Origin of the sequence: Marinobacterium lutimaris (assembly GCF_900108065.1) — a bacterium.
GTDB lineage: Bacteria > Pseudomonadota > Gammaproteobacteria > Pseudomonadales > Balneatricaceae > Marinobacterium_D > Marinobacterium_D lutimaris.
Genome location: NZ_FNVQ01000001.1, coordinates 1,407,148 through 1,426,837, shown reverse-complemented (window position 1 = coordinate 1,426,837; position 19,690 = coordinate 1,407,148). Strand labels below are relative to the sequence as shown.

20 protein-coding genes are annotated in these 19,690 nt (G+C 57.7%); 16 read left to right on the top strand and 4 right to left on the bottom strand.

Annotated features, from left to right (window positions below):
* Positions 1-82: 82 nt before the first annotated feature.
* Positions 83-1,315 (top strand): alanine transaminase, encoded by a 1,233-nt coding sequence (gene alaC, locus C4S72_RS06335; protein ID WP_104002182.1) that lies wholly within the window; start codon positions 83-85, stop codon positions 1,313-1,315.
* A gap of 205 nt (positions 1,316-1,520) precedes the next feature.
* Here alaC and C4S72_RS06330 read toward each other — a convergent pair whose 3' ends face one another.
* The gene (locus C4S72_RS06330; protein WP_104002181.1) at positions 1,521-2,276 is read right to left on the bottom strand and encodes a M90 family metallopeptidase; all 756 of its coding nucleotides are present in this window, start codon (positions 2,274-2,276) and stop codon (positions 1,521-1,523) included.
* A 179-nt stretch (positions 2,277-2,455) separates the two neighbouring features.
* On the opposite strand from C4S72_RS06330, the gene rapA reads away from it, so the two are divergent.
* The 5 genes from rapA to C4S72_RS06305 all read left to right on the top strand — a co-directional run bounded on the left by rapA (position 2,456) and on the right by C4S72_RS06305 (position 7,748).
* Positions 2,456-5,320, top strand: a complete 2,865-nt coding sequence (gene rapA / locus C4S72_RS06325) for an RNA polymerase-associated protein RapA (RefSeq protein WP_104002180.1) — start codon at positions 2,456-2,458, stop codon at positions 5,318-5,320.
* 179 nt (positions 5,321-5,499) lie between these two features.
* Positions 5,500-5,868: a hypothetical protein gene (locus tag C4S72_RS06320; protein ID WP_104002179.1), complete on the top strand. Its 369-nt coding sequence runs from the start codon at positions 5,500-5,502 to the stop codon at positions 5,866-5,868.
* Between the two features lie 63 nt (positions 5,869-5,931).
* Positions 5,932-6,447: a DUF411 domain-containing protein gene (locus C4S72_RS06315; RefSeq protein ID WP_104002178.1), complete on the top strand. Its 516-nt coding sequence runs from the start codon at positions 5,932-5,934 to the stop codon at positions 6,445-6,447.
* Positions 6,444-6,806 (top strand): copper resistance CopC family protein, encoded by a 363-nt coding sequence (locus tag C4S72_RS06310; protein WP_104002177.1) that lies wholly within the window; start codon positions 6,444-6,446, stop codon positions 6,804-6,806. Before C4S72_RS06315 ends, C4S72_RS06310 begins: the two co-directional genes overlap by 4 nt.
* A gap of 63 nt (positions 6,807-6,869) precedes the next feature.
* On the top strand, positions 6,870-7,748 hold the full coding sequence (locus tag C4S72_RS06305; protein ID WP_104002176.1) for a copper resistance D family protein: 879 nt from the start codon (positions 6,870-6,872) through the stop codon (positions 7,746-7,748).
* On the opposite strand, the gene C4S72_RS06300 is transcribed toward C4S72_RS06305, so the two are convergent.
* On the bottom strand, positions 7,742-8,719 hold the full coding sequence (locus tag C4S72_RS06300; protein ID WP_104002175.1) for a LysR family transcriptional regulator: 978 nt from the start codon (positions 8,717-8,719) through the stop codon (positions 7,742-7,744). The genes C4S72_RS06305 and C4S72_RS06300 overlap by 7 nt on opposite strands.
* 90 nt (positions 8,720-8,809) lie before the next feature.
* Here C4S72_RS06300 and C4S72_RS06295 point away from each other — a divergent pair, with 90 nt between their 5' ends.
* The 8 genes from C4S72_RS06295 (at position 8,810) to C4S72_RS06260 (ending at position 16,303) form a co-directional block, all read left to right on the top strand.
* On the top strand, positions 8,810-9,379 hold the full coding sequence (locus C4S72_RS06295; protein WP_104002174.1) for a cytochrome b: 570 nt from the start codon (positions 8,810-8,812) through the stop codon (positions 9,377-9,379).
* A gap of 4 nt (positions 9,380-9,383) precedes the next feature.
* Positions 9,384-9,962, top strand: coding sequence for a YceI family protein (locus tag C4S72_RS06290; RefSeq protein WP_104002173.1), 579 nt, complete (start codon positions 9,384-9,386; stop codon positions 9,960-9,962).
* A gap of 194 nt (positions 9,963-10,156) precedes the next feature.
* Positions 10,157-10,927 carry an EAL domain-containing protein gene (locus C4S72_RS06285; RefSeq protein WP_104002172.1) on the top strand — a complete coding sequence of 257 codons (771 nt, stop codon included), beginning with the start codon at positions 10,157-10,159 and terminating at the stop codon, positions 10,925-10,927.
* A gap of 62 nt (positions 10,928-10,989) precedes the next feature.
* Entirely contained in the window at positions 10,990-11,610 is a 621-nt protein-coding gene (locus C4S72_RS06280; RefSeq protein WP_104003071.1) for a LysE family translocator, read from the top strand.
* Positions 11,611-11,722: 112 nt separating this feature from the next.
* A complete protein-coding gene (locus C4S72_RS06275) occupies positions 11,723-12,502 on the top strand; it encodes an ion transporter (protein WP_235009062.1) in 780 nt (259 codons plus the stop codon).
* A complete protein-coding gene (locus C4S72_RS06270) occupies positions 12,495-13,334 on the top strand; it encodes an ATP adenylyltransferase family protein (RefSeq protein WP_104002170.1) in 840 nt (279 codons plus the stop codon). The genes C4S72_RS06275 and C4S72_RS06270 overlap by 8 nt, the downstream gene beginning before the upstream one ends.
* A 164-nt stretch (positions 13,335-13,498) precedes the next feature.
* Positions 13,499-14,512, top strand: coding sequence for a zinc-dependent alcohol dehydrogenase family protein (locus C4S72_RS06265; RefSeq protein ID WP_104002169.1), 1,014 nt, complete (start codon positions 13,499-13,501; stop codon positions 14,510-14,512).
* Positions 14,513-14,770: 258 nt separating this feature from the next.
* Positions 14,771-16,303, top strand: coding sequence for a GGDEF domain-containing protein (locus C4S72_RS06260; RefSeq protein WP_104002168.1), 1,533 nt, complete (start codon positions 14,771-14,773; stop codon positions 16,301-16,303).
* A 53-nt stretch (positions 16,304-16,356) separates the two neighbouring features.
* Here C4S72_RS06260 and C4S72_RS06255 read toward each other — a convergent pair whose 3' ends face one another.
* Positions 16,357-17,280, bottom strand: a complete 924-nt coding sequence (locus tag C4S72_RS06255) for a DMT family transporter (RefSeq protein WP_104002167.1) — start codon at positions 17,278-17,280, stop codon at positions 16,357-16,359.
* Between the two features lie 112 nt (positions 17,281-17,392).
* Between C4S72_RS06255 and C4S72_RS06250 the strand changes: the two genes are divergently transcribed.
* A complete protein-coding gene (locus tag C4S72_RS06250) occupies positions 17,393-18,319 on the top strand; it encodes a LysR family transcriptional regulator (RefSeq protein WP_104002166.1) in 927 nt (308 codons plus the stop codon).
* A gap of 146 nt (positions 18,320-18,465) precedes the next feature.
* Here the strand turns inward: C4S72_RS06250 and C4S72_RS06245 are convergent, their stop codons facing one another.
* On the bottom strand, positions 18,466-18,885 hold the full coding sequence (locus C4S72_RS06245; RefSeq protein WP_104002165.1) for a rhodanese-like domain-containing protein: 420 nt from the start codon (positions 18,883-18,885) through the stop codon (positions 18,466-18,468).
* Positions 18,886-19,042: 157 nt separating this feature from the next.
* On the opposite strand from C4S72_RS06245, the gene C4S72_RS06240 reads away from it, so the two are divergent.
* A complete protein-coding gene (locus C4S72_RS06240) occupies positions 19,043-19,390 on the top strand; it encodes an FKBP-type peptidyl-prolyl cis-trans isomerase (RefSeq protein ID WP_104002164.1) in 348 nt (115 codons plus the stop codon).
* Positions 19,391-19,690: the final 300 nt, after the last annotated feature.

The window sequence follows — 19,690 nt, the reverse complement described above, 5'->3', positions numbered from 1 at the left end:
ATTCTTCCTGTCGCGTTCGTGATCACACGGACGGCGTCGCTCGGACGGTTCCGGGCGCCTACGTTTACAAGTGAGAATATCCATGTCCGATAACAACGGTGTGCAACCGGTACGCCATTTTTCCCGTATTGATCGTCTTCCTCCCTACGTTTTTAACATCACTGCCGAACTGAAGATGGCCGCGCGTCGCCGTGGCGAAGATATTATCGACTTCAGCATGGGCAACCCTGATGGCGCCACACCGCCGCATATTGTCGAAAAGCTCTGCGCCGTGGCCCAGCGTGAGAACACCCACGGTTACTCCACGTCTCGCGGTATCCCGCGTCTGAGACGTGCAATCTCCAACTGGTATCGCGACCGTTACGAGGTCGAGATCGACCCCGAAGATGAAGCGATCGTCACCATCGGCTCTAAAGAGGGGCTCGCGCACCTGATGCTGGCCACCGTCGATCACGGCGATACTGTGCTGGTACCTAATCCGAGCTACCCGATCCATATCTACGGTGCGGTGATCGCCGGCGCCCAAGTGCGCTCGGTGCCGCTGGTCCCCGGTGTGGACTTCTTTGTTGAGCTGGAGCGGGCGATCCGCGAAACCATTCCCAAGCCGAAGATGGTGATTCTCGGATTTCCGTCCAACCCCACGGCCCAGTGCGTCGAACTGGAGTTCTTTGAGCGCGTAGTGGCTCTGGCGAAGCAGTACGGCATCATCGTGGTACACGATCTGGCCTACGCCGATATCGTCTACGATGGTTGGAAAGCCCCGTCGATCATGCAGGTGCCGGGGGCCAAGGATGTGGCGGTAGAGTTTTTCACCCTGTCCAAGAGCTACAACATGGCGGGCTGGCGTATCGGTTTTATGGTCGGTAACAAGGAACTGGTACACGCCCTGGCGCGGATCAAGAGCTACCACGACTACGGCACCTTCACGCCGCTGCAGGTGGCCGCTATTGCTGCGCTGGAAGGTGATCAGCAGTGCGTGCGTGATATCGCCGAGCAGTACCGTCGTCGTCGTAATACCCTGGCCAAGGGCCTGCATGAAGCGGGCTGGATGGTCGATATTCCCAAGGCGTCAATGTATATCTGGGCAAAAATCCCCGAGCCCTACCGTGCGATGGGGTCGCTGGAGTTTTCCAAGAAACTGCTGGCCGAGGCCAAAGTGTGCGTATCGCCGGGGATCGGCTTTGGCGACTACGGTGACGATTACGTGCGTTTCGCGCTGATTGAGAACAATGATCGTACTCGTCAGGCGGTGCGTGGCATCAAGTCGATGTTCCGCAAGGATGGCCTGATCGAAGTACCCTCCGACAAGCGTTAAACCATCAATCCAGGCAGGGCGATCTCAGCGGGGCGTTGAATTACTACCGTGCCTGGTTCAATCGGCGCGAAGGCGCGCCTCCTACAAAATGGCAGGGCGTTCGTTTCCAGTAGGAGCGACGCCCCCGTCGCGATCAGCCGTCGTGGTTTGAAATCGCTACGGAGCGCGGCTCAATCGGCACGGGGGCGTGCCTCCTGCCATCTAATTACCTGCCGCCGGAATAGAACTCTTCCATCAATTTCGCCACCTGCGGAAACGCCCGCGCCAGGATATCGGGGCGCTCAAAATGGTATTCGCTGGTGACAGCAAAGAATTCTGTGGGCGCGGTGGCGGCATAGGGATCGATCAGTGTGACCGCGCCCTGGTCCAATTGCCGGTTAAGGGATTCGTAGGCCGCGGTAAATTCGCGCGTCCACTCGCCAATATCCATCGACCTGTGCAGCGGCGGGAAACCGTTGAAGGCACCGTTACCGTTATCCAGTACATGGGCGATTTCGTGGATCACCACGTTATGTCCCTCATCCATCCAGCCAGATTCAAGTACGTCGGGCCAGGCCAGCACCAGGGTGCCGTGTCCCCAGGCTTCACCGCTCAGTGCTTCGTAACCCTCATGCACGACGCCGAATTCGTCGGGGGCATCATGACGTACCAGGAAGGGGGCAGGGTAGATCACTATTTCACGGATCGGCGCCAGCCAGTCCATGCCAAGCTCAAGCACCGGCAGGCAGGCGAGGGTGGCGATTCTGGTCGCCATGGCTGCGTCGGGTTCCAGCCCGTCGCCGCCGCAAAACTGTTTTTCCTGAATAAAGCGCTCGGCCAGTACTCGCAGCCGGTTCTGTTTCTCCGGCGGCAGTGCCGTCAGTAGCGGTACTGACTGCAGCGTGGCGAGCCAGAGTTCGTCGTCGATCAGTTCTGGCGGTTCCTCATCGCCGGCGAGGAGTGCAAAAATTTTTTCGAACAACTGCGTCGCTCCGTGAGTAAAGAGTTGACGTAACGATTTAGCTAAATAATGTCAGTCTAACCGATTATTCCGGCACAGCTTTGCTAATCTTTTCAGGTCATCGACAGGGAGGAATTTTGCTGTGAGAAGGTCTATCATACGCGCCCCTGTTTTCCCCCATCCAAGACGGAGTTGAGGTTTTGTCCAACGAGCAGTTTGTTCCCGGTCAGCGCTGGATCAGTAATACTGAAGCGGATCTGGGGCTTGGCATTGTCATAGAGTGTCTTAACCGTCGGGTGGAGATCGGTTTTCCGGCAGTGCTTGAGCAACGTACCTACGCCATGGACAACGCGCCCCTGAGCAGGGTGATCTATGAGCCGGGCGAGACCGTCAATAATCATCACGGTGAAGCCCTTGAGATCCAGGAACGCCTGGAAAACCGCGGTTGCTTCATATACCGGTGCATCGATCAGAGCGGTACCGAAGTGATCCTGCCCGAGCCGGATCTGGATAGCGCGGTGCATTTTTCACGACCGGAGCAGCGCATGCTGGCTGGTCAGATCGACCGTCACGGTCTGTTCAAGCTGCGCGTGCGCACGCTGGAACATCACCACCGTTTGATGAGCTCCCCGGTACACGGTCTGCTTGGCGCCCGTGTGCAGCTGCTGCCGCACCAGTTCCATATCGCGGTTGAGCTTTCTTCCCGTGAACATCCGCGCGCCTTGCTGGCCGACGAAGTAGGTCTGGGTAAGACCATCGAGGCGGGCCTGGTGCTGCACCAGCGCCTGATCAGCAGCCGCGCCAGCCGTGTGCTCGTGGTGGTGCCGGATAACCTGGTGCATCAGTGGCTGGTGGAGCTGATGCGTCGCTTCAACCTGATGTTTACGCTGCTGGATGAGGCGCGCTGCGAGGCGTTGCTGGAAGATCTCTACGCCGGCAACCCGTTTGAATCGGCGCAGCTGATCCTCTGCCCGCTGTCACTGCTGACTCATCGCGATGCACGCCTGAACCAGGCGCTGCGGGCGGACTGGGACCTGATGGTGGTTGACGAAGCCCATCATCTGGGCTGGTCGCCCGAGGCTTCAAGCCACGGTTACCAGTGCATTGAGGCGCTTGCCAAGCAGATTCCGGGAGTCCTGTTGTTGACCGCTACGCCGGAGCAGCTGGGGCCTGAAGGCCACTTTGCGCGGCTGCGTCTGCTCGACCCTGAGCGCTATCACGATCTTGAAGCGTTCAAGCAGGAGAGCGACCGCTTCCATCATCTCAGCCACACCATTGCACCTTTGCTGGAAGAGGGCGGCGTAGACCTGCTGGCTGCAGACAGCCGTATCCAGAAAGAGATCATCGGCTGGCTCGGTGAAGAAGCGCTGGGTAACTGGCTGGCGCTACCTACCGAGAAACGTGAACAGGGCCTGTCGGTACTGATCGCACAGCTGGTGGATCGACACGGTACCGGTCGTGTGCTGTTCCGTAACACCCGTGAGAGCGTTAAGGGCTTCCCGAAGCGTCTGCTCGATGCGGTGCCGCTGGAAGCGCCGGCGGTGTATGAAGCGGAAGCGCCCACCGCAGCGCTGGAAAAAGCGTTGCGCCCGGAGAAACTGCTTGGCAGTGACTGGGTTGATGTGGACCCGCGCGTTGAGTGGCTGGTGAACTGGCTGCGCACCAACAAGCGCGAAAAGGCACTGGTGATCTGTGCCGAGTCCAGCACCGCTGTGGCGCTGGAGGAATATCTGAACCTGCGTGAAGGTATTCGCACTGCGGCCTTCCACGAGGGCATGTCACTGATCAACCGTGACCGCGCCGCGGCATACTTCGCTGATCTGGAGTTGGGCGCCCAGGTGCTGATCTGTTCCGAGATCGGTTCGGAAGGGCGTAACTTCCAGTTCGCCAGCCACCTGGTGCTGTTCGATCTGCCGTTGAGCCCGGACCTGCTCGAGCAGCGTATCGGTCGTCTCGACCGTATCGGTCAGCGCAACGATGTGCAGATCCATGTGCCCTATTACCAGGACAGCGCCGTGGGTGTGTTGCTTGACTGGTACGACAGCGGCCTGGAAGCGTTTACCCGCGTTTGCGCCAGTGGCGAAGCGATCTATCACAAGTTCGCTGAAGATCTTCACACCTGCCTCACCGATCCGCTCAATGCCGATGGCCTGAGTCAGTTGATCGATGAAACCCGTGATGCCCGTATCGAGCTTGAGAGCAAGGTAGCGGCGGGGCGCGACCGTCTGCTGGAGCTGGGCAGCTGCAACAGCGAACGCGCCGCAGAACTGACCCAGGCGGTCAGCGACGCCGAGGTCAGCGATGAGCTGCAATCCTACGCGGAGAAACTGTTCGACCGCTTTGGCGTGGATACCCAGCCCCATGGTGAAGATGGCCTGGTGCTGCATATGGGCGAGCATATGCTCACCCAGTTGCCTGGCCTCGGCGATGAAGGTCTGACGCTGACCTTTAACCGCGAGCGTGCGCTTTCCCGCGAGGATATCGAGTACATGAGCTGGGAGCATCCGCTGCTCGCCGGCACCATGGAACTGGTTCTGCGCGGCGAATACGGCAACAACTCTCTCTGTACCCTGAAACTGCCGCCGCTGCCGGCGGGTACGCTGCTGTTGGAGGCGATCTACCAGCCGCGCACCACTGCGCCACGCAGCTACCAGCTGGAGCGTTACCTGCCAAAAGGTCTGGTGCGCGTACTGGTGGGCCCGAACGGTCAGAACCTGGCCGCCGCTCTGGGGCATGATCCGCTGAACAAGCTGGCGGAAACCGTATCCCGTAATGCGTCGCAGAACATGGTCCGACTGGCGCGGGATCAGATTGTCGAGCAGATCAAGCAGGCGGATGGGCATGCTGGTAAAGAGCTGAAACCGCTGATCGACGCTGCACTGGAAAAAATGAACGCCGAGCAGGGCGCTGAGGTCGAACGTCTCAAGGCGTTGGCGGCAGTGAACTCCGGTATTCACCCAGAGGAGGTCGATGCACTGCAGGCGCGGCAGGATGCTATGCAGGCGGCGCTGTCCAAGGCAGAGCTGAAACTCGATGCCCTGCGTGTGTTCCTGGTGCGGGAATAAACGTCTGGCGGCGGCCTGGCTGCGGGTTTAGACTCGCGGTTAGGCGCCCGCTTCAGGGGCATCCAGATTTTGAAAGCATCAAGTTTCTGAGCGCTTGTCGTTATTGAAGGCTTATAGTTGCTAAGAGTAGGCAGAATTTGAGACCAGCAGAGCTAGGGCAATTGAGGGCGAATCAGCGTATGCGCCGGTCGGCTGTCTGGCTGCTGCTCTCGCTGTTATTGGCGCTGTCGCTTATGTTGCAGCCAGCGCTGAATGCCTTTGCTCAATTTGACCATCTTGGTCTGGCCGGCAAGGACAGCTCGATGCAGATCAGCTGTTCAGCGGGTGATCACGGCTGCCATATGCAGGCCATGGATCAGCAGATGTCAGACTGTTGTGATCAGGCCAGTGCTGGCGACTGTTCGGACCACTGCTCGGCATCCGGTTTTGCGATGCTGTCTGCAACCCACGCCCGCATCGATGCGCCGGCGCTGCAGCCACTCCAGGCTCGCGGTTCACCGGCGTCTCCCTTTGTTACTCCTCCAGAGCAGCCTCCGCGGTTTGCCTGAACAAACCCCGACCCGGGCGCTTTCGCGTCCCCGCTGCTTATTTAAATGGTTTGGAGAAGTAACATGAAACTGGGTAAAAATTGGGTATTCGCAGGTCTCGTCGCCGGTAGCGCTCTGGTGCTGACAGCCTGCAGTGATAGCGAAGCACAGAGCAGCAGCACTTCGGCCGAGGCTTCGGCTCCGGTGGCGCTGGATGTTTATAAAAGCCCCACCTGCGGTTGCTGTGAAAGCTGGATCGAACACGCCGACAAGCACGGCTTTGAGTCGGCGATTCATCATCCGCAGGATCTGAACGGTGTGAAGGACGATCTGGGCATAGCGCCGCGGTTCCGCTCTTGCCATACGGCGGTAACCCAAGATGGCTACGCCTTTGAGGGCCATGTGCCGGCCAAGCTGGTGCAGCGTTTCCTCGATAACCCACCGGAGGGCGCACTGGGCTTGGCGGTGCCGGGGATGCCGGCGGGTAGTCCTGGTATGGAGATGGGTGATCGCTTCGACCCCTATCCGGTTGTTCTGCTCTACAAGGACGGCCGCTTTGAACTTTACGAAGAGATAGACAAGCAGGAGATGCAGTATTGAGTTCCACGTTTAAATCGCTGTTGTCAGCCAGTTGCCTGATGCTGGCCGCGTTGCTGGCGATGCCGGCATCGGCGCACACTCACCTGGCCAAGTCACAACCCGCCGACGGTGCGATTGTGCAAGAGCCGGTGCAGGAGTTGATGCTGGAGTTCGCCGAGCCGGTCCGCCTGATGCGGGTGGATCTGACCAAGGCCGAGGGAGCGCCGATCAATATCGACTTCGTTCCCTCGATCGGTCCGGGCACCACTTACGATGTGGCGGTTCCAGAGCTGGCGCCCGGCGATTACCGGGTTCACTGGATGCTGATGGGCGCCGATGGCCATAAGGTCACCGGCAGCTTCAGCTTCAGCCAGCGCTGACAGGCGCTCACAAAGGTCGCAGGCGGAGGTGTCAGCTTGGAGGTGAAGCCTTGGAGATAAACAGTGACTGAATGGGACGGCCTGACACTGCTGGCCCGCTGGTTAGTGTATATCTCCCTTTCCACCTCCATAGGTGGTGCCATCAGCCTGCGCCTGCTGCGTCGGCAGGAAACGATCCTGCCGAGGCTGAGACTTTATACCCTGGTATCGCTGATGCTGGGGTTTTTTACGTCCACGCTCTACTACTTTGTCAGAGTGGGGGCGTTCGCCGAAGCAGGCCTTGCTGGCATGTTCGACCCGGTGATGCGTGAGGTGCTCTGGAACTCTCCGGTAGGGGGAGAACTGCTTTCGCGCCTGCTCGGTTTATGCGTGCTGTTCGCCGCGTTGATTCTGACATTGCCGACTAACCGTTCCGGCCGCATGGGTGCGGTGGAGGTTCTGTCGCTGTTGCTGGGCTGCCTGCTGCTGGGCGCCTCTTTTGCCCGTACTGGACACACCACCCAGCTCGACTTTTTCGCCTCGGCGCTGCTTGCGCTGCATGTGGTGCTCGCGACCTGGTGGATAGGCTCTATCTATCCACTATGGTTGGTGACCCATCGACTCTCCCGGGAGCGTGCACGGCACGTGCTGGAGCGCTTTGGTGAGCTGGCGATCAATGCCGTTGTGCTGTTGGTGATTGCCGGTGGCATTCTGCTCTGGCGTTTGACGGGCGGCGAGGGGCTGCTGACTACGCCTTACGGCTTCTGGGTTGTCTGCAAGGGCGCGTTGGTCGCGCTGATCCTTGTGATTGCGGCCTACCACCGCTATCAGCTGGTGCCGGTGCTGATGGATGGTGGCAGCCGGCATCAGCTGAAAAAGTCCCTGGCGCTGGAAAAAGTGGTGGGCTGGGGGATCTTCGGTGCCACCACGGTGCTTGCGACGCTGGTTGGCCCGGCTCACTGAGGCTGCGGCAGCCCTTCTGAAAACGGGAGATCCGGACCGACAGTTTCAGGAAAACTGCGTCGGTTCTGTTCGATCACCAGGTTGCGGAACCAGCGGTGCATCGGATCCTGATGGTAGCGCGCGTGCCAGTACAGGAAAAAGTGTATCAACGGCTGGGGTATCTCCTTGGGGAGTGGCCTTGATACCAGTCGGCGGTTGCGACACAGCCAGTCTACCTGGCGTTTCGGCAGCGCAAACACCAGGTCAGTGTTTTCACAGAAGTCGGGTACGTTGAAAAAACTGGCCAGCCGGGCAGCCACCTTACGCTGGTAACCCATCTGCTTCAGATGCATATCGATGATCGCTGGCCCGCGGCCGCTGATGGAAACAAAACCGTGGGTTGCCGCCAGGTAACGCTGCAGTGTCATTTCCCCCTGAGCGAGCGGATTGTCTGCTCCCATCACGCATTGCGAGTAGGTGTTATCGATCTCTATGCGATGAAACTGGTCCTGGGAGAAGTCCGGCTCCTGGCCGCTCAGCGCCAGGTGGATCTCGCCCCGCGCCAGGCTGGTGAAGTAGTCGCCAGGCTTGGACTGGATCTCCAGTGACATGCCCGGCGCTTGTTGGCGTAAGGTTTCCATGATGCCGGAGAGGTAAAGCGTGGCCTCCAGATCAAGGCAGGCGAAGGCCAGATTGCCGGAAGCCCGTGCGGGATCGAACGAGAGTGGTGTGACCATCTGTTTTACGCCGTACAGCATATCCTTGAGCAGCGGCTGCAGGTGCCGGGCGCGGGTGCTCAGATCGTAACCGTCATCGCCTCTGACCAGCAGCGGATCAGAGAACAGTTCGCGTAGTCGCTGCAGGGCCCGGCTGACCGCTGGCTGGCTCATCTCCAGGCGCTGGGCTGCACCGGTAACCTGCCTCTCTTCCAGTAACGCATCCAGAACGACCAGCAGATTAAGGTCGATGGAGCGCATATTCATTTCACGCATAGTTGTAATCACAAATATTCATTTGATGCATTTATTCTCGGTAATTACCCTTCGGGCTTCAAGTTATTCAAACTGAGTGTTCCCTTTTTCATGACAACCCAGGTTTCTCTTCGCAACAGCTCCGCTCGCTATGGTCTTGTCAGCATCCTGATCCACTGGGTCATGGCGCTGGCTATCATCGGTATGTATCCGCTGGGTCTCTATATCGACTCGCTTAGCTACTACGACCCGGCGTACCGCACCGTGCCGCACTGGCACAAGAGCATCGGCATGCTGGTATTGGGTGCACTGTTTATCCGGGTTGTCTGGAAGTCGCTGAACCCCAAGCCGCAGGCGCTGCCGAGCCACGGTGCGCTGGTACGCCTGGCGACAAAGCTTGGGCACTTCGGTCTGTATCTGCTGATGTTCGTGGCGCTGGCCTCTGGCTACATGATCTCTACCGCCGATGGCGCACCGATAGAGGTGTTCAACTGGTTTTCCGTAGCAGCGCTCCCCGAGTTGGTTGAGCGCCAGGAAGATGTGGCCGGTGCCGTGCATTACTGGGTGGCCACGGTACTGATCGTGCTGGCTGGCCTGCACGCGTTGGCCGCGTTGAAGCATCACTTTATCGATAAAGATGAAACCCTTTCCCGTATTTTTAACGCTAAGCAGGAGAAGTAACCCAATGAAGATGAACACTCTTAAAGGTATCGCGCTGGCAGGTTTTATGGCTGTTGCGCCCACAGCTTTCGCGGCCGACTACGCCGTTGATACCCAGGGTATGCACGCCTCTGTCAACTTCCGCATCAGCCATCTGGGCTATAGCTGGTTGAAAGGCCGTTTTAATGATTTCGACGGTAGCTTCAGCTATGACGCTGAAAATCCGGAAGCGTCCAGTGTCAGCATGGAGATCGATACTGCCAGCCTGACCACCAACCATGCTGAGCGTGACAAGCACATCCGCAGCGATGATTTCCTCAATGTCGATGAGTACCCGACTGCAACCTTCCAGAGTACTTCGTTCGCTCCCAATGCTGACGGCACTGCGGTGCTGACCGGTGACCTGACACTGCACGGCGTGACCAACGAAGTCACCGTGGACGTGACCAAGATCGGTGAAGGCGAAGACCCCTGGGGTGGTTATCGCGCAGGCTTCTCCGGCACTCTGGAGTTCCAGCCGGCTGACTTCGGTATCGAGTACAACCTGGGCCCAGCCTCAGAAACCGTCTACCTCGATATCGAGCTTGAAGGCGTGCGTAAGTAACAGCGCCTGCCCGCACTCGAAAATCTGCTTCAAAGCCAGGGCTCGCCCTGGCTTTCTTGTTTTTAATTATGCCTCAAAAAAGATACAGTGCTTTCCGCTCGGGTTGCGCTTTGGGTTGACCGTTATTGCTCTTTCTTCTAATCGTTAAACCGGCGCTAAAAGATCACCCGACTGAGATGTGTAGTGGAGAGATAATGCTGGAACAGGCCAACTTCCGAAAACTGGGATGCGCAGAATGCGCGAACGCCACATGCCTCAGTTTTGATTTCACCATGGCGTTTCAGCCGATCGTCAATATTCGGACCCGCTCTGTTTATTCTCAGGAAGCGTTGGTCCGCGGTCTGGATAATCAGCCGGCCGGGATGGTGTTTGAGAGTGTGAATGAGAGCAACCGCTACGCTTTTGATCAGGCGTGCCGGGTGAAGGCGATCCAGTTGGCGGCCGAGCTGGGTATCGATTCCTTCCTCAATATCAACTTTCTGCCGACGGCCGTTTACCGGCCGGAGCTTTGTATTCGCACCACGCTGGCGGCGGCTGAGCTTTACGGTTTTCCTGCCGAGAAGATCATCTTTGAGTTCACCGAAGTGGACCAGGTGGATAGCCCTGAGCACCTGCTCGATATTGTTGAGCACTATCGCCACCTTGGCTTCAAGACCGCAATCGACGATTTCGGCGCCGGATACTCCGGCCTGAACATGCTGGCCAATACGCCCACCGACCTGATCAAGCTGGATATGGAGTTGATCCGCAATATTGACCGGGATAAAACCCGTCAGGTGATTGTTCGCGGTATCCTCGGCATCTGTAATGAGCTGGGTATCGAGGTTATCGCCGAAGGCGTCGAAACAGCGGAGGAGGTCAAGGCATTGGCAGGAGAGGGAGTCGAACTGATGCAGGGCTACTATTTTGCGCGGCCTTCTTTCCGCTCCCTGGCGAGCGTTGACGAGAATAAATACACTGTCTGATTCTCCAAACACCGCGATTGTGTCGGATGACCGGCTGGATCGCTTTGCTGGATCAGAATGCCATGAACCTGGAAGTCCTGCTGCTGTTTATCCCGGCCTGTTTTGCGCTGAACCTGACACCGGGCCCCAATAATCTGCTGGCCATGAACAATGCGCAGCGTTTCGGTTTGACCTGCGCGCTGCTGGCCGGTATCGGCCGCCTCGTGGCATTCGCGGTGATGATCGCCCTGGCTGCGGGTGGCCTGGCCATGGTGCTTTACACCTCCGAACTCGTGTTTACCGCCATCAAGGTGCTTGGTGCGCTTTATCTTTTTCACACCGCCTGGAAGCTCTGGTTTGTCGGTACCGGCAAGCAGGAGGAGGTGAGGTCTGACTCCACGCCGGGTCTGAAATCCCTGATGAAACAGGAGTTCTTGCTGGCCGCCGGTAATCCCAAGGCGATCCTGATCTTTACCGCCTTTTTGCCTCAGTTTGTCGACCCAGCCGGTAACGTGCCGCTGCAGTTTGCCATCGTCGGTGGCCTGTTCCTGCTGATGGAGTGGGTGGCTATTGGCCTCTATGGCGCGGCCGGCGTTTACCTGCGCCAGTGGTTTGCGCGCCCGGCAGGGCAGCGGTTGTTTAACCGAATCTGCTCGGTGCTGTTGGCGGGCGCTGGCGGTGGGCTGCTCGTGTCACAACGTTAGTGTCCGTTGGACTTATCTCGGGTGCCCGAGCTTTGCCGAGCGTCGGGGAGTCTGGCACTCTGTGTCTGCTTAGAACCAGTGACAGAAGATGGCCAGCGACAGGAAATGGAATGTGATCAGCGCAAACAGGAAGGCGAAGTACCGGACCTATCTCGATGGCACTCAGTCGAAACCGGGTAAGTTTTTCGACTGGATATTGGTTGGGCTGATTGCCTACTCGGTTGTCACTCTCACCATTGATACGCTGCCGGGCAACTCGCCCGGACTGACGCGTTTTCTGCACATCTCAGAAGTCGTGATCACGCTGATCTTCACCCTGGAATATGCGGTGCGGATCTATCTGGCGCCCAATCGCTGGCGCTATATATTCAGTTTCTGGGGCATTATCGATCTGGTGGCGGTGGCGCCGTTCTACATCATGCTCGGTTTCGGAATCGCCGGGGTGGATCTGCGTGGCGTGCGTGCTTTCCGCCTGCTCAGAATCCTCTGGCTACTGAAGCTGGCACGATACAGCCGCACTCTGGCCAGGTTTCGCCGGGCATTCGAACTGGCGCGCGAAGAGTTACTTGTCTACCTGTTGATGACGTTGATCCTGCTGTTTGTCTCGGCCACCGGTATCTACTACTTCGAGAACCCGGCCCAGCCAGAAGCCTTTGCGTCGATTCCGCACAGCCTTTGGTGGGCAATCGTCACCCTGACCACCGTGGGCTATGGTGATGTTTATCCGATTACCGCTGGTGGGCGTTTCTTTACCTTCTTCGTGCTGATGGTGGGGCTGGGTATCGTGGCGGTGCCCACAGGGCTGGTATCCAGCGCCCTGTCACAGGCCCGTCGGGAAGAGAGTGATATTCGGCTCGCGGAGCTTGAGGCAGAAGGCAAGGGCGATGGTTGATCTACTCGCAAGGGTGCAGGAGGTCAGCGCCAGTGCGCTGGCCAGCGGAGCGTTGCAATCGATCGCGACAAGGACAGAAATTATCGATGAGCAGGGCGTTTCTTTTCTGCTCAGGGTACTTGATAACCTTGAGCGCAAGCAGGCACAGCAGCGTCTGGAGTCGGCGGGCAGGCGCAGGGTGGATCCCTTCCTGCCCTATGAAGAGGCACTTTATGTTGGCGAAGTTTCGCCGCGGCACCGCTGCCTGCTGAATAAATTCAATGTGGTGGAGAATCATCTGCTGCTGGTCACGCGTGAGTTCGAGCCGCAGACCGATCTGCTTAACAGCGGTGATTTTCAGGCCCTGGCCCAGTGCATGTTAGCGATGCGCTCGCTGGCGTTTTTTAATGGCGGTGAGACTGCCGGCGCTAGCCAGCCGCACAAGCATCTGCAATTGATTCCATTGCCGATGGCGCCTTTCGATGCGCTGCCGTTCTCGGCCTCGATCGAGGCGGGGCCGGTCGGAACACCTCAGTGTTGCAGCGCCTTGTTGTTCCGGCACGGGTTGATCCATCTTCCACCGACCCCATCTAAAGAAACCAAGGAAAAAGCTCAGGTACTGCAGAGGGCTTATCTGTCGCTCAGGGACTTTTTCGATCTTGGCGACGATGATCCGTACAACCTGCTGGTCACTGATGAATGGGTGATGCTTGTGCCGCGCTCGAATGAGAGGTGGCAGGGGATCTCTTTTAATGCGCTGGCATTTTGCGGTGCGATTCTCGTCAGGGATCTCGAGCAGGCGGCTCTGTTGAAACAAGAAGGGCTGATGCGGGCGCTGATTGCCGTTACCTGAAGTTGTTCTTCCGCTGTGTTATGTCGTTGTTTCCTGGTCTGGCCAGCAGAGCGGCGTCACAGCTGGACTGGATTAATAGCCACAGCTGTAACAGATAGTGGCCAAACTCATCGCCAAAGGCGCGACCTGTAAAGCGCGCAAAAGGCAAAACCTAAAGGTGAACCATGAAAGCAGCTAGGCTTACCGCCCCCGGTGGTTTGAAGAATATCGTCATTGATGAGGTCGCAGATCCGGGACAACCGGCTCGTGGCGAGATTCGCGTTGCCCTGCGGGCCTCGTCTCTAAACTTCCATGATCTCCTCGTCGCCAGTGGCACAAGCCCCACTGAAGATGGCCGTGTGCTGATGTCCGATGGCGCCGGTGTCGTAGAGGCCCTGGGCGAGGGCGTGACCGAGTTCAAAGTGGGTGATGCGGTGGTTTCCTGTTTCTTCCCACAGTGGCCCGCGGGCCCTGCATTTTCAGAAGTTGGTAATTTCGGCGGTACCCCGGGTGACGGCATCGATGGCATGGCCACCGAATACGTGGTGCGTCCGGTATCCGCTTTCACTCACGCGCCCAAGGGGTGGAGTCACACTGAGGCCGCGACGATCACTACTGCAGGCCTGACCGCCTGGCGTGCCCTTGTTGGTGATGGACAGATCAAGGCCGGCGATACCGTGCTGACCCTGGGTACCGGCGGCGTTTCCATCGCGGCTATACAGATCGCCCGTATGCACGGTGCCAAGGTGATTGTCACCTCATCCTCCGATGAGAAAATTGCCCGTGCCAAAGAGCTGGGTGCCACCGCTGGCGTTAACTACCGGACAAACCCGAACTGGGCCGAAGAGGTTCTGGCGCTGACCGACGGCAAGGGCGTCGATCAGGTGATTGAGCTCGGTGGACCGGGCACGCTGGCGCAGTCGATTCAGGCGGTACGTGTCGGCGGTCAGATCTCGTTGATCGGCGTGCTCACCGGCATTCAGGGCGATGTGCCCACGGCGTTGATGATGGCCAAACAGGTGCGCCTGCAGGGCCTGATCGTGGGCAGCAAACTGCAGCAGCAGGAGTACGTTGCAGCTCTTGAGGCCAGTGGCGCGAAACCGGTGATCGACAAGGTATTCCCGCTGGACGCTCTCGCCGAGGCGTTCGAATACCAGAGCAGCGGTGCTCATCTGGGCAAAATCTGTCTGGAGTGGTAAGCCCCTGACCGATCCTGCCTGCATCCCAAGGGTGCAGGCTTTTTGCTCTAAATATCCCGCCGAAATGCATTTTGTTGTTCGTTATCACTTTTAGTCATTTCAACAGTCCTCGGTAAGATTCAATTATTTTTATATACTTAGGATGTTTTTGGCCGGCCGTCGTGCCCGCAGCAGCATCTCCGATGCCCAAAACCCCTGTAAAAGCCACTGCAGTTATTGAAAATTCAAGTCAGCACAGCCCAGGGAGTAAACTGCTGAATGTCTGAACAAGTTGATTGGCGCGCTCGTTATCGCGCGCTGGCACAGGAAGCAGAACAGCACGAACAGAAACTGGCGGCCTCTCTGGAGCAGATGCGCAGCCTGGCGATGCAGTTGGATCTGGTGACCCACGGTGAGTCGCCAATACTGGATGGACTGTTAAAAAAGGTTGTCGCTGAACTCCAGTCCGGTGGCCTGGAGTCGATGCAGGATCTTCTGCGCAAAACCGAGACCCAGGTACGCAGGGTGGAACAGTCCCGGGGCGAACTGGCTGCAGGTCTGATCCAGCCTTGTGATGACTGGGTCGTTTCTCTGCAGCAGCAGGATACCTGCGGTGCCTATGCCGGGGTTCTTGGCGAAGCCAAGCAGCGCCTGTCCGAAGAAAGAATCAATACAGTACCCAAACTGCTCAATACGCTGCTTGATGTGCAGAAGCAGCTGATATCTGTGACCGGTCAGTTCGATGGCAATAATGACCTCGCGGCCATCGGAGAGGTGGTCAGTGCCCGGATGGCGGCACGGCTGTTGGAGCTGATTCAGCAGCTTAATGTCCCCACCTCCCACGCGACGCGCGTGCATGCCCTGATTCGACGCCTTGAATCCGCGCCGGATCCTGCCGCTCTGGAAGAGTGTCTGAACGAAGTTTACGAGCTGGTTAAACTGGGTGGCGGCAATCTGGAAGCCGATATTCAGGAATATCTGGAAAGCCTCAACGACCAGCTGACCTACGTGCGCAGCTTTATGGATAGTGTCGATGATTCGGATTCGCAGCAGCGCCAGCGTAACAACCTGCTCGATCAGAGTGTGCGTCACAATGTTAAGCAGATTCACACCACCGTTCAGAGCGCACAGGATATCACCGGTCTGAAGCAGGCGGTCAGTTCCCAGCTCGCCGGGATTATACGGGCGATGAACAAGCACAAAAGCATAGAAGAGCAGCACCTGAAAGCGCAGAAGGCGGAGCGTGAGGGTCTGCTTACGCAGATCCAGGAGATGGAGGTTAAAACCGAGTATTTCCGCAAAAGTGCTGAAGCTGCGCACCTGAAATCGATGACCGATCCGCTCACCGGGCTACCGAACCGCTTCGCATACGAGCGGGAGCTGGCCAACGAGATCGAGCGTTTCAATCGTTATGATACCCCGTTCTCGCTCTGTGTCGCCGACCTCGACAACTTCAAGAAAATTAATGACGAATATGGTCATCTGGCCGGCGATAAAGTGCTGCGGCTTATCTCCCGGGTGCTGCGCAGTAATCTGCGCGGTGTCGATTTTGTCGCCCGCATCGGCGGTGAAGAGTTTGTGATTATTCTGCCGTCCACCGATGGCGAGAGTGCCCGGCAGGCGGCGGACAACGCCCGCCAGGCGATAGAGCAGAGCCCTTTCAACTTTCAGGGGACTCCGGTTCAGGTGACCATGTCATTTGGTATCGCCGAAATTCAGCCAGATGACAGCACCGAAACCCTGTTTGACCGTGCCGACGGTTCCGTCTATATGGCTAAGCGAGAAGGCCGCAATCGGGTCTGCATTGGCTGACAGCGGTTGCTTTGCTGTCGAGACCCTCGGGTTATACATTAAGCGTCGCCGCTTCAGTGTCGTCGCTGCAAGGTGGCGATCAGGGTAGACAGGAGAATGCAACCGGCACCCAGTAGCTGAACCGGTGTCAGGGTTTCCCCCAGCCATAAAAACGCAAACAGTGCGCCAAAGGCGGGTTCAGAACCGGTCAACAGGGCGACCCGCGATGGGGAAGTGTGCTTGAGGCCGTAGTTCTGTGCGAACAGCGCATAGAGGGTGCAGCACAGTGTCAGATAAACCGCCGCCCACCAGAACTCTCCATGCAAAGGAAACAGCTCGGATGCGGGCGCATCGCCGAGGGCAAAAAACGCCAGTGCGCCCAGGGTTACAACCCAGGACTGGGTGCTGGTGATCGCCAGGGCGGATAGGGCGCGGCCGTTAAACAGTCGATTGGTAGTCACCACCAGCACGGCGCGCAGCAGTGCCGCCAGAAGCATCAGGTAATCCCTCAGGTTCATCCTCCAGCCAGTATCCTCGCCTTGCACTCCCGCCTGGGTGAGAAGGCCAACGCCCAGCAGTGATAGCAGCACCAGCCCAAGCAACTGTGCTCTGGGCCAGCGCCGCTCGATCAGCCCCTGGAGCAACGGAGTGATCAGTACACAGAGACTGATCAGAAAGGCGGCACGGGTCGCTGATGTGTGAAATACACCCCAGGTCTCCGCAACAAAGATACACAGCAGCAGAATGCCGGTCGGCAGTGCCCGCAGGCAGTCGGCTGCCTTCCCGGCAAAAATCTCCCTCAGGTGCAGTGGTGCCAGTATCAATGCAGTCATGCCAAAGCGGATAGCGATAAACGCCAGTGCGCCGGTGTACGCCAGAGCCTCCTTGGTGACGCCATAACTGGTGCCCCAGAAGGCCGCTACCAGCAGCAGTGAAAGCTCCGGTAGTGGCAGGCGAAAGCCTGGATTGGTTGGCAAGCTCAGGGGAAGTGCGCGCATGGCTACCTCGTTAACGCGTTGGCAGTAGATCGAGAAGGCATGCTAACTTCGGTTTATAAAATCAAAAATATGGTTATCAGGAACAAAACTAATGATTTGCAGGCATAAATAGATGGATATCAACGCACTGATGCCTCTGTTGCCGGACATGGCCGCTTTTGTCGCGGTGGTAGAAACCGGTAGTTTTACCGGCGCAGCCGCAAAAATGGGGATGACCCCTTCCGGTGTCAGTAGGCAGATATCCAGGCTGGAAAAGGCGCTGGGAGTGATGCTGATCGAGCGCACGACGCGCCGCCAGACAACTACCTCGGTGGGTTTGGCAGTGTATGAGCAGTGCCGCAATATGCTGGATAACGCCAGGGAGGCGGTTCAGGTATCGGAGAGCGATGCTGTTGAGCCGCGAGGGCGCTTGCGAGTGGCGGTGCCCAAGGCGCTGGCGAGGCAGGTGCTGGAGCCCCACTTTATCGCTTTTGCCAAGTGTTATCCCGCCGTATCCCTGCAGCTGATGGTCAGCGACCAGCGCATGGACCCGGCGCGGCAGGATCTGGATATCGTTTTTCATGTGGCCGCCGAACCCTACGAGCACCTGGTAAACAGGGTGATCGGTCGGGTCAGTTCGGTGCTGTGCGCGAGCCCGGATTATCTAAGGGAGCGTGGCCGGCCAGAGGAACCGTGTGACCTGCTGGCACACGATTGCATTCCGTTGGGATTGTTCGAGCGTGACAACCACTGGTTGTTGAGCCAGGGGGATAGACGCGAAAACGTCGCAGTGGATGGTCGCTACATCAATAACCACTCCGAGATGCGATTGCGGGCGGTAAAAGAGGGGCTGGGTATAGGTATCTTTCCGGACTTTGTCGTTTGCGATGCGCTGAAAACCGGTGCCGTGGACCAGGTGCTCTCTGGCTGGCATATCCATAGCGACTTTCAGGGTGGTATTCATATGCAGTTCCAGCCGATGCGCTTTATGCCGGCGAAAATGCGGGTGTTTATCGATTTTTTCGAGGGTCTTGGTGGGGTATCAGCAGGGCAGGATTGATGCGGTAATATCCACGGTTGCTGGCCATATCCCGCTTTCATGGATCGACCCCGGATGGTGTTTTTCTGGCGCCATCCGGGTTGGATCAATCCGCAAAACCGGCAAGGCTTGCAGCCCTTTTGATCGACAGGGAGTGGTGCTTCCGGTCAGCAGTTGGCATCGCCTGATGTGGGGGTGCAGGCCGTTGCGTCAGTGGCAGGCAGCTCTGCCGGCTTACTGGCCGCCATAGCTGTAAACCCGCCGGCATTGAACAGCTCCGTATACCCGGCCTCACGCAAGGCGCGTTCTGCTACACCGGCCCGGTTGCCGCTGCGGCAGTAAAGCACAACCGGCTGATCCTTGGGGATGTTACGGGCAGCAAATTGTGTAACCACCTCTTCGTAGGGGATCAGTAGCGCGCCGTCGAGATGGCCGCTGGCAAATTCCTGTTCGGAGCGTACATCGACCAACAGGGCGCCATCGGCGATCTTTTTCCAGCCTTCATCCTCCCTTGGACCCGCCATTGTCGTCAGGCTTAGCATCAGGGCGGGCAGCAGGGTAGCTAGCGCAATGAGTCGTTTTTTCATCATTCGATCCTTGCATTAGAGATCGGGGTAGATTGGGTATCCTGTTAGATATCAGAAACCGCTAATGGTTTCGATCGATCAACGCGGATATTGATATCTCTGACTTGGCGTTATGGAATACCCTTAGACGACACGATCAATAGCGACAGGAAAATAGATGGCTGCATTTGAACAACTGCTGGTTGAAGACCTGATTGAAGGCACGGGTACAGAGGTGAAAAAGGGCGGTGCGCTCGTCACCGCTCACTATCGGGGATACCTGGCAGATGGCACCGAGTTCGATTCGTCTTATGACCGAGGCGAGCCTTTTCAGACGGTGCTGAGTCGCAAGAAGGTGATTGCTGCCTGGGTTGAGGGCCTCAAGGGCATGAAGGTGGGCGGTAAGCGAAAGTTGTCGGTGCCAGCCGAGATGGGCTATGGCGAGCGCGGTTTTGGTGACAAGATTCCGCCAAACTCGGATCTGGTGTTTGAAATCGAGCTGCTGCAAGCGCTGAACCGGGAGTAACTAGCGGACCCTTGCTTTCACTGATCGGCGGCACTGATGGGCCCAACTAATTGGCGGCTAATGAATAGTATGAACCCGCGCAATAAAGCGTTTACAGGTTGAAAAAGAAGCGGATGTAAACCGGCAGGGCGGCGTGAGGTGCGGCAGGTTTATCAGCTATAAGATATAAATTATATATATTATAGCGAATATTGATTTTTATTTATCGCTGGGTCAACGCAAACTACTTCCAGCTGGTTTGGACACCAGACCTAAATAGAGGAGGTTTTGCCATGTTGACACTGAATGCTGCAGAGTACG

What these genes read in the sequence shown, in the direction of transcription:
- alaC (WP_104002182.1), top strand. Translation starts at nt 83, where the DNA reads ATGTCCGATAACAACGGTGTGCAACCGGTACGCCATTTTTCCCGTATT.
- C4S72_RS06320 (WP_104002179.1), top strand. Translation starts at nt 5,500, where the DNA reads ATGCGCCGGTCGGCTGTCTGGCTGCTGCTCTCGCTGTTATTGGCGCTG.
- C4S72_RS06315 (WP_104002178.1), top strand. Translation starts at nt 5,932, where the DNA reads ATGAAACTGGGTAAAAATTGGGTATTCGCAGGTCTCGTCGCCGGTAGC.
- C4S72_RS06300 (WP_104002175.1), bottom strand. Translation starts at nt 8,719, where the DNA reads ATGCGTGAAATGAATATGCGCTCCATCGACCTTAATCTGCTGGTCGTT.
- C4S72_RS06295 (WP_104002174.1), top strand. Translation starts at nt 8,810, where the DNA reads ATGACAACCCAGGTTTCTCTTCGCAACAGCTCCGCTCGCTATGGTCTT.
- C4S72_RS06290 (WP_104002173.1), top strand. Translation starts at nt 9,384, where the DNA reads ATGAAGATGAACACTCTTAAAGGTATCGCGCTGGCAGGTTTTATGGCT.
- C4S72_RS06285 (WP_104002172.1), top strand. Translation starts at nt 10,157, where the DNA reads ATGCTGGAACAGGCCAACTTCCGAAAACTGGGATGCGCAGAATGCGCG.
- C4S72_RS06280 (WP_104003071.1), top strand. Translation starts at nt 10,990, where the DNA reads ATGAACCTGGAAGTCCTGCTGCTGTTTATCCCGGCCTGTTTTGCGCTG.
- C4S72_RS06270 (WP_104002170.1), top strand. Translation starts at nt 12,495, where the DNA reads ATGGTTGATCTACTCGCAAGGGTGCAGGAGGTCAGCGCCAGTGCGCTG.
- C4S72_RS06265 (WP_104002169.1), top strand. Translation starts at nt 13,499, where the DNA reads ATGAAAGCAGCTAGGCTTACCGCCCCCGGTGGTTTGAAGAATATCGTC.
- C4S72_RS06260 (WP_104002168.1), top strand. Translation starts at nt 14,771, where the DNA reads ATGTCTGAACAAGTTGATTGGCGCGCTCGTTATCGCGCGCTGGCACAG.
- C4S72_RS06255 (WP_104002167.1), bottom strand. Translation starts at nt 17,280, where the DNA reads ATGCGCGCACTTCCCCTGAGCTTGCCAACCAATCCAGGCTTTCGCCTG.
- C4S72_RS06250 (WP_104002166.1), top strand. Translation starts at nt 17,393, where the DNA reads ATGGATATCAACGCACTGATGCCTCTGTTGCCGGACATGGCCGCTTTT.
- C4S72_RS06245 (WP_104002165.1), bottom strand. Translation starts at nt 18,885, where the DNA reads ATGAAAAAACGACTCATTGCGCTAGCTACCCTGCTGCCCGCCCTGATG.
- C4S72_RS06240 (WP_104002164.1), top strand. Translation starts at nt 19,043, where the DNA reads ATGGCTGCATTTGAACAACTGCTGGTTGAAGACCTGATTGAAGGCACG.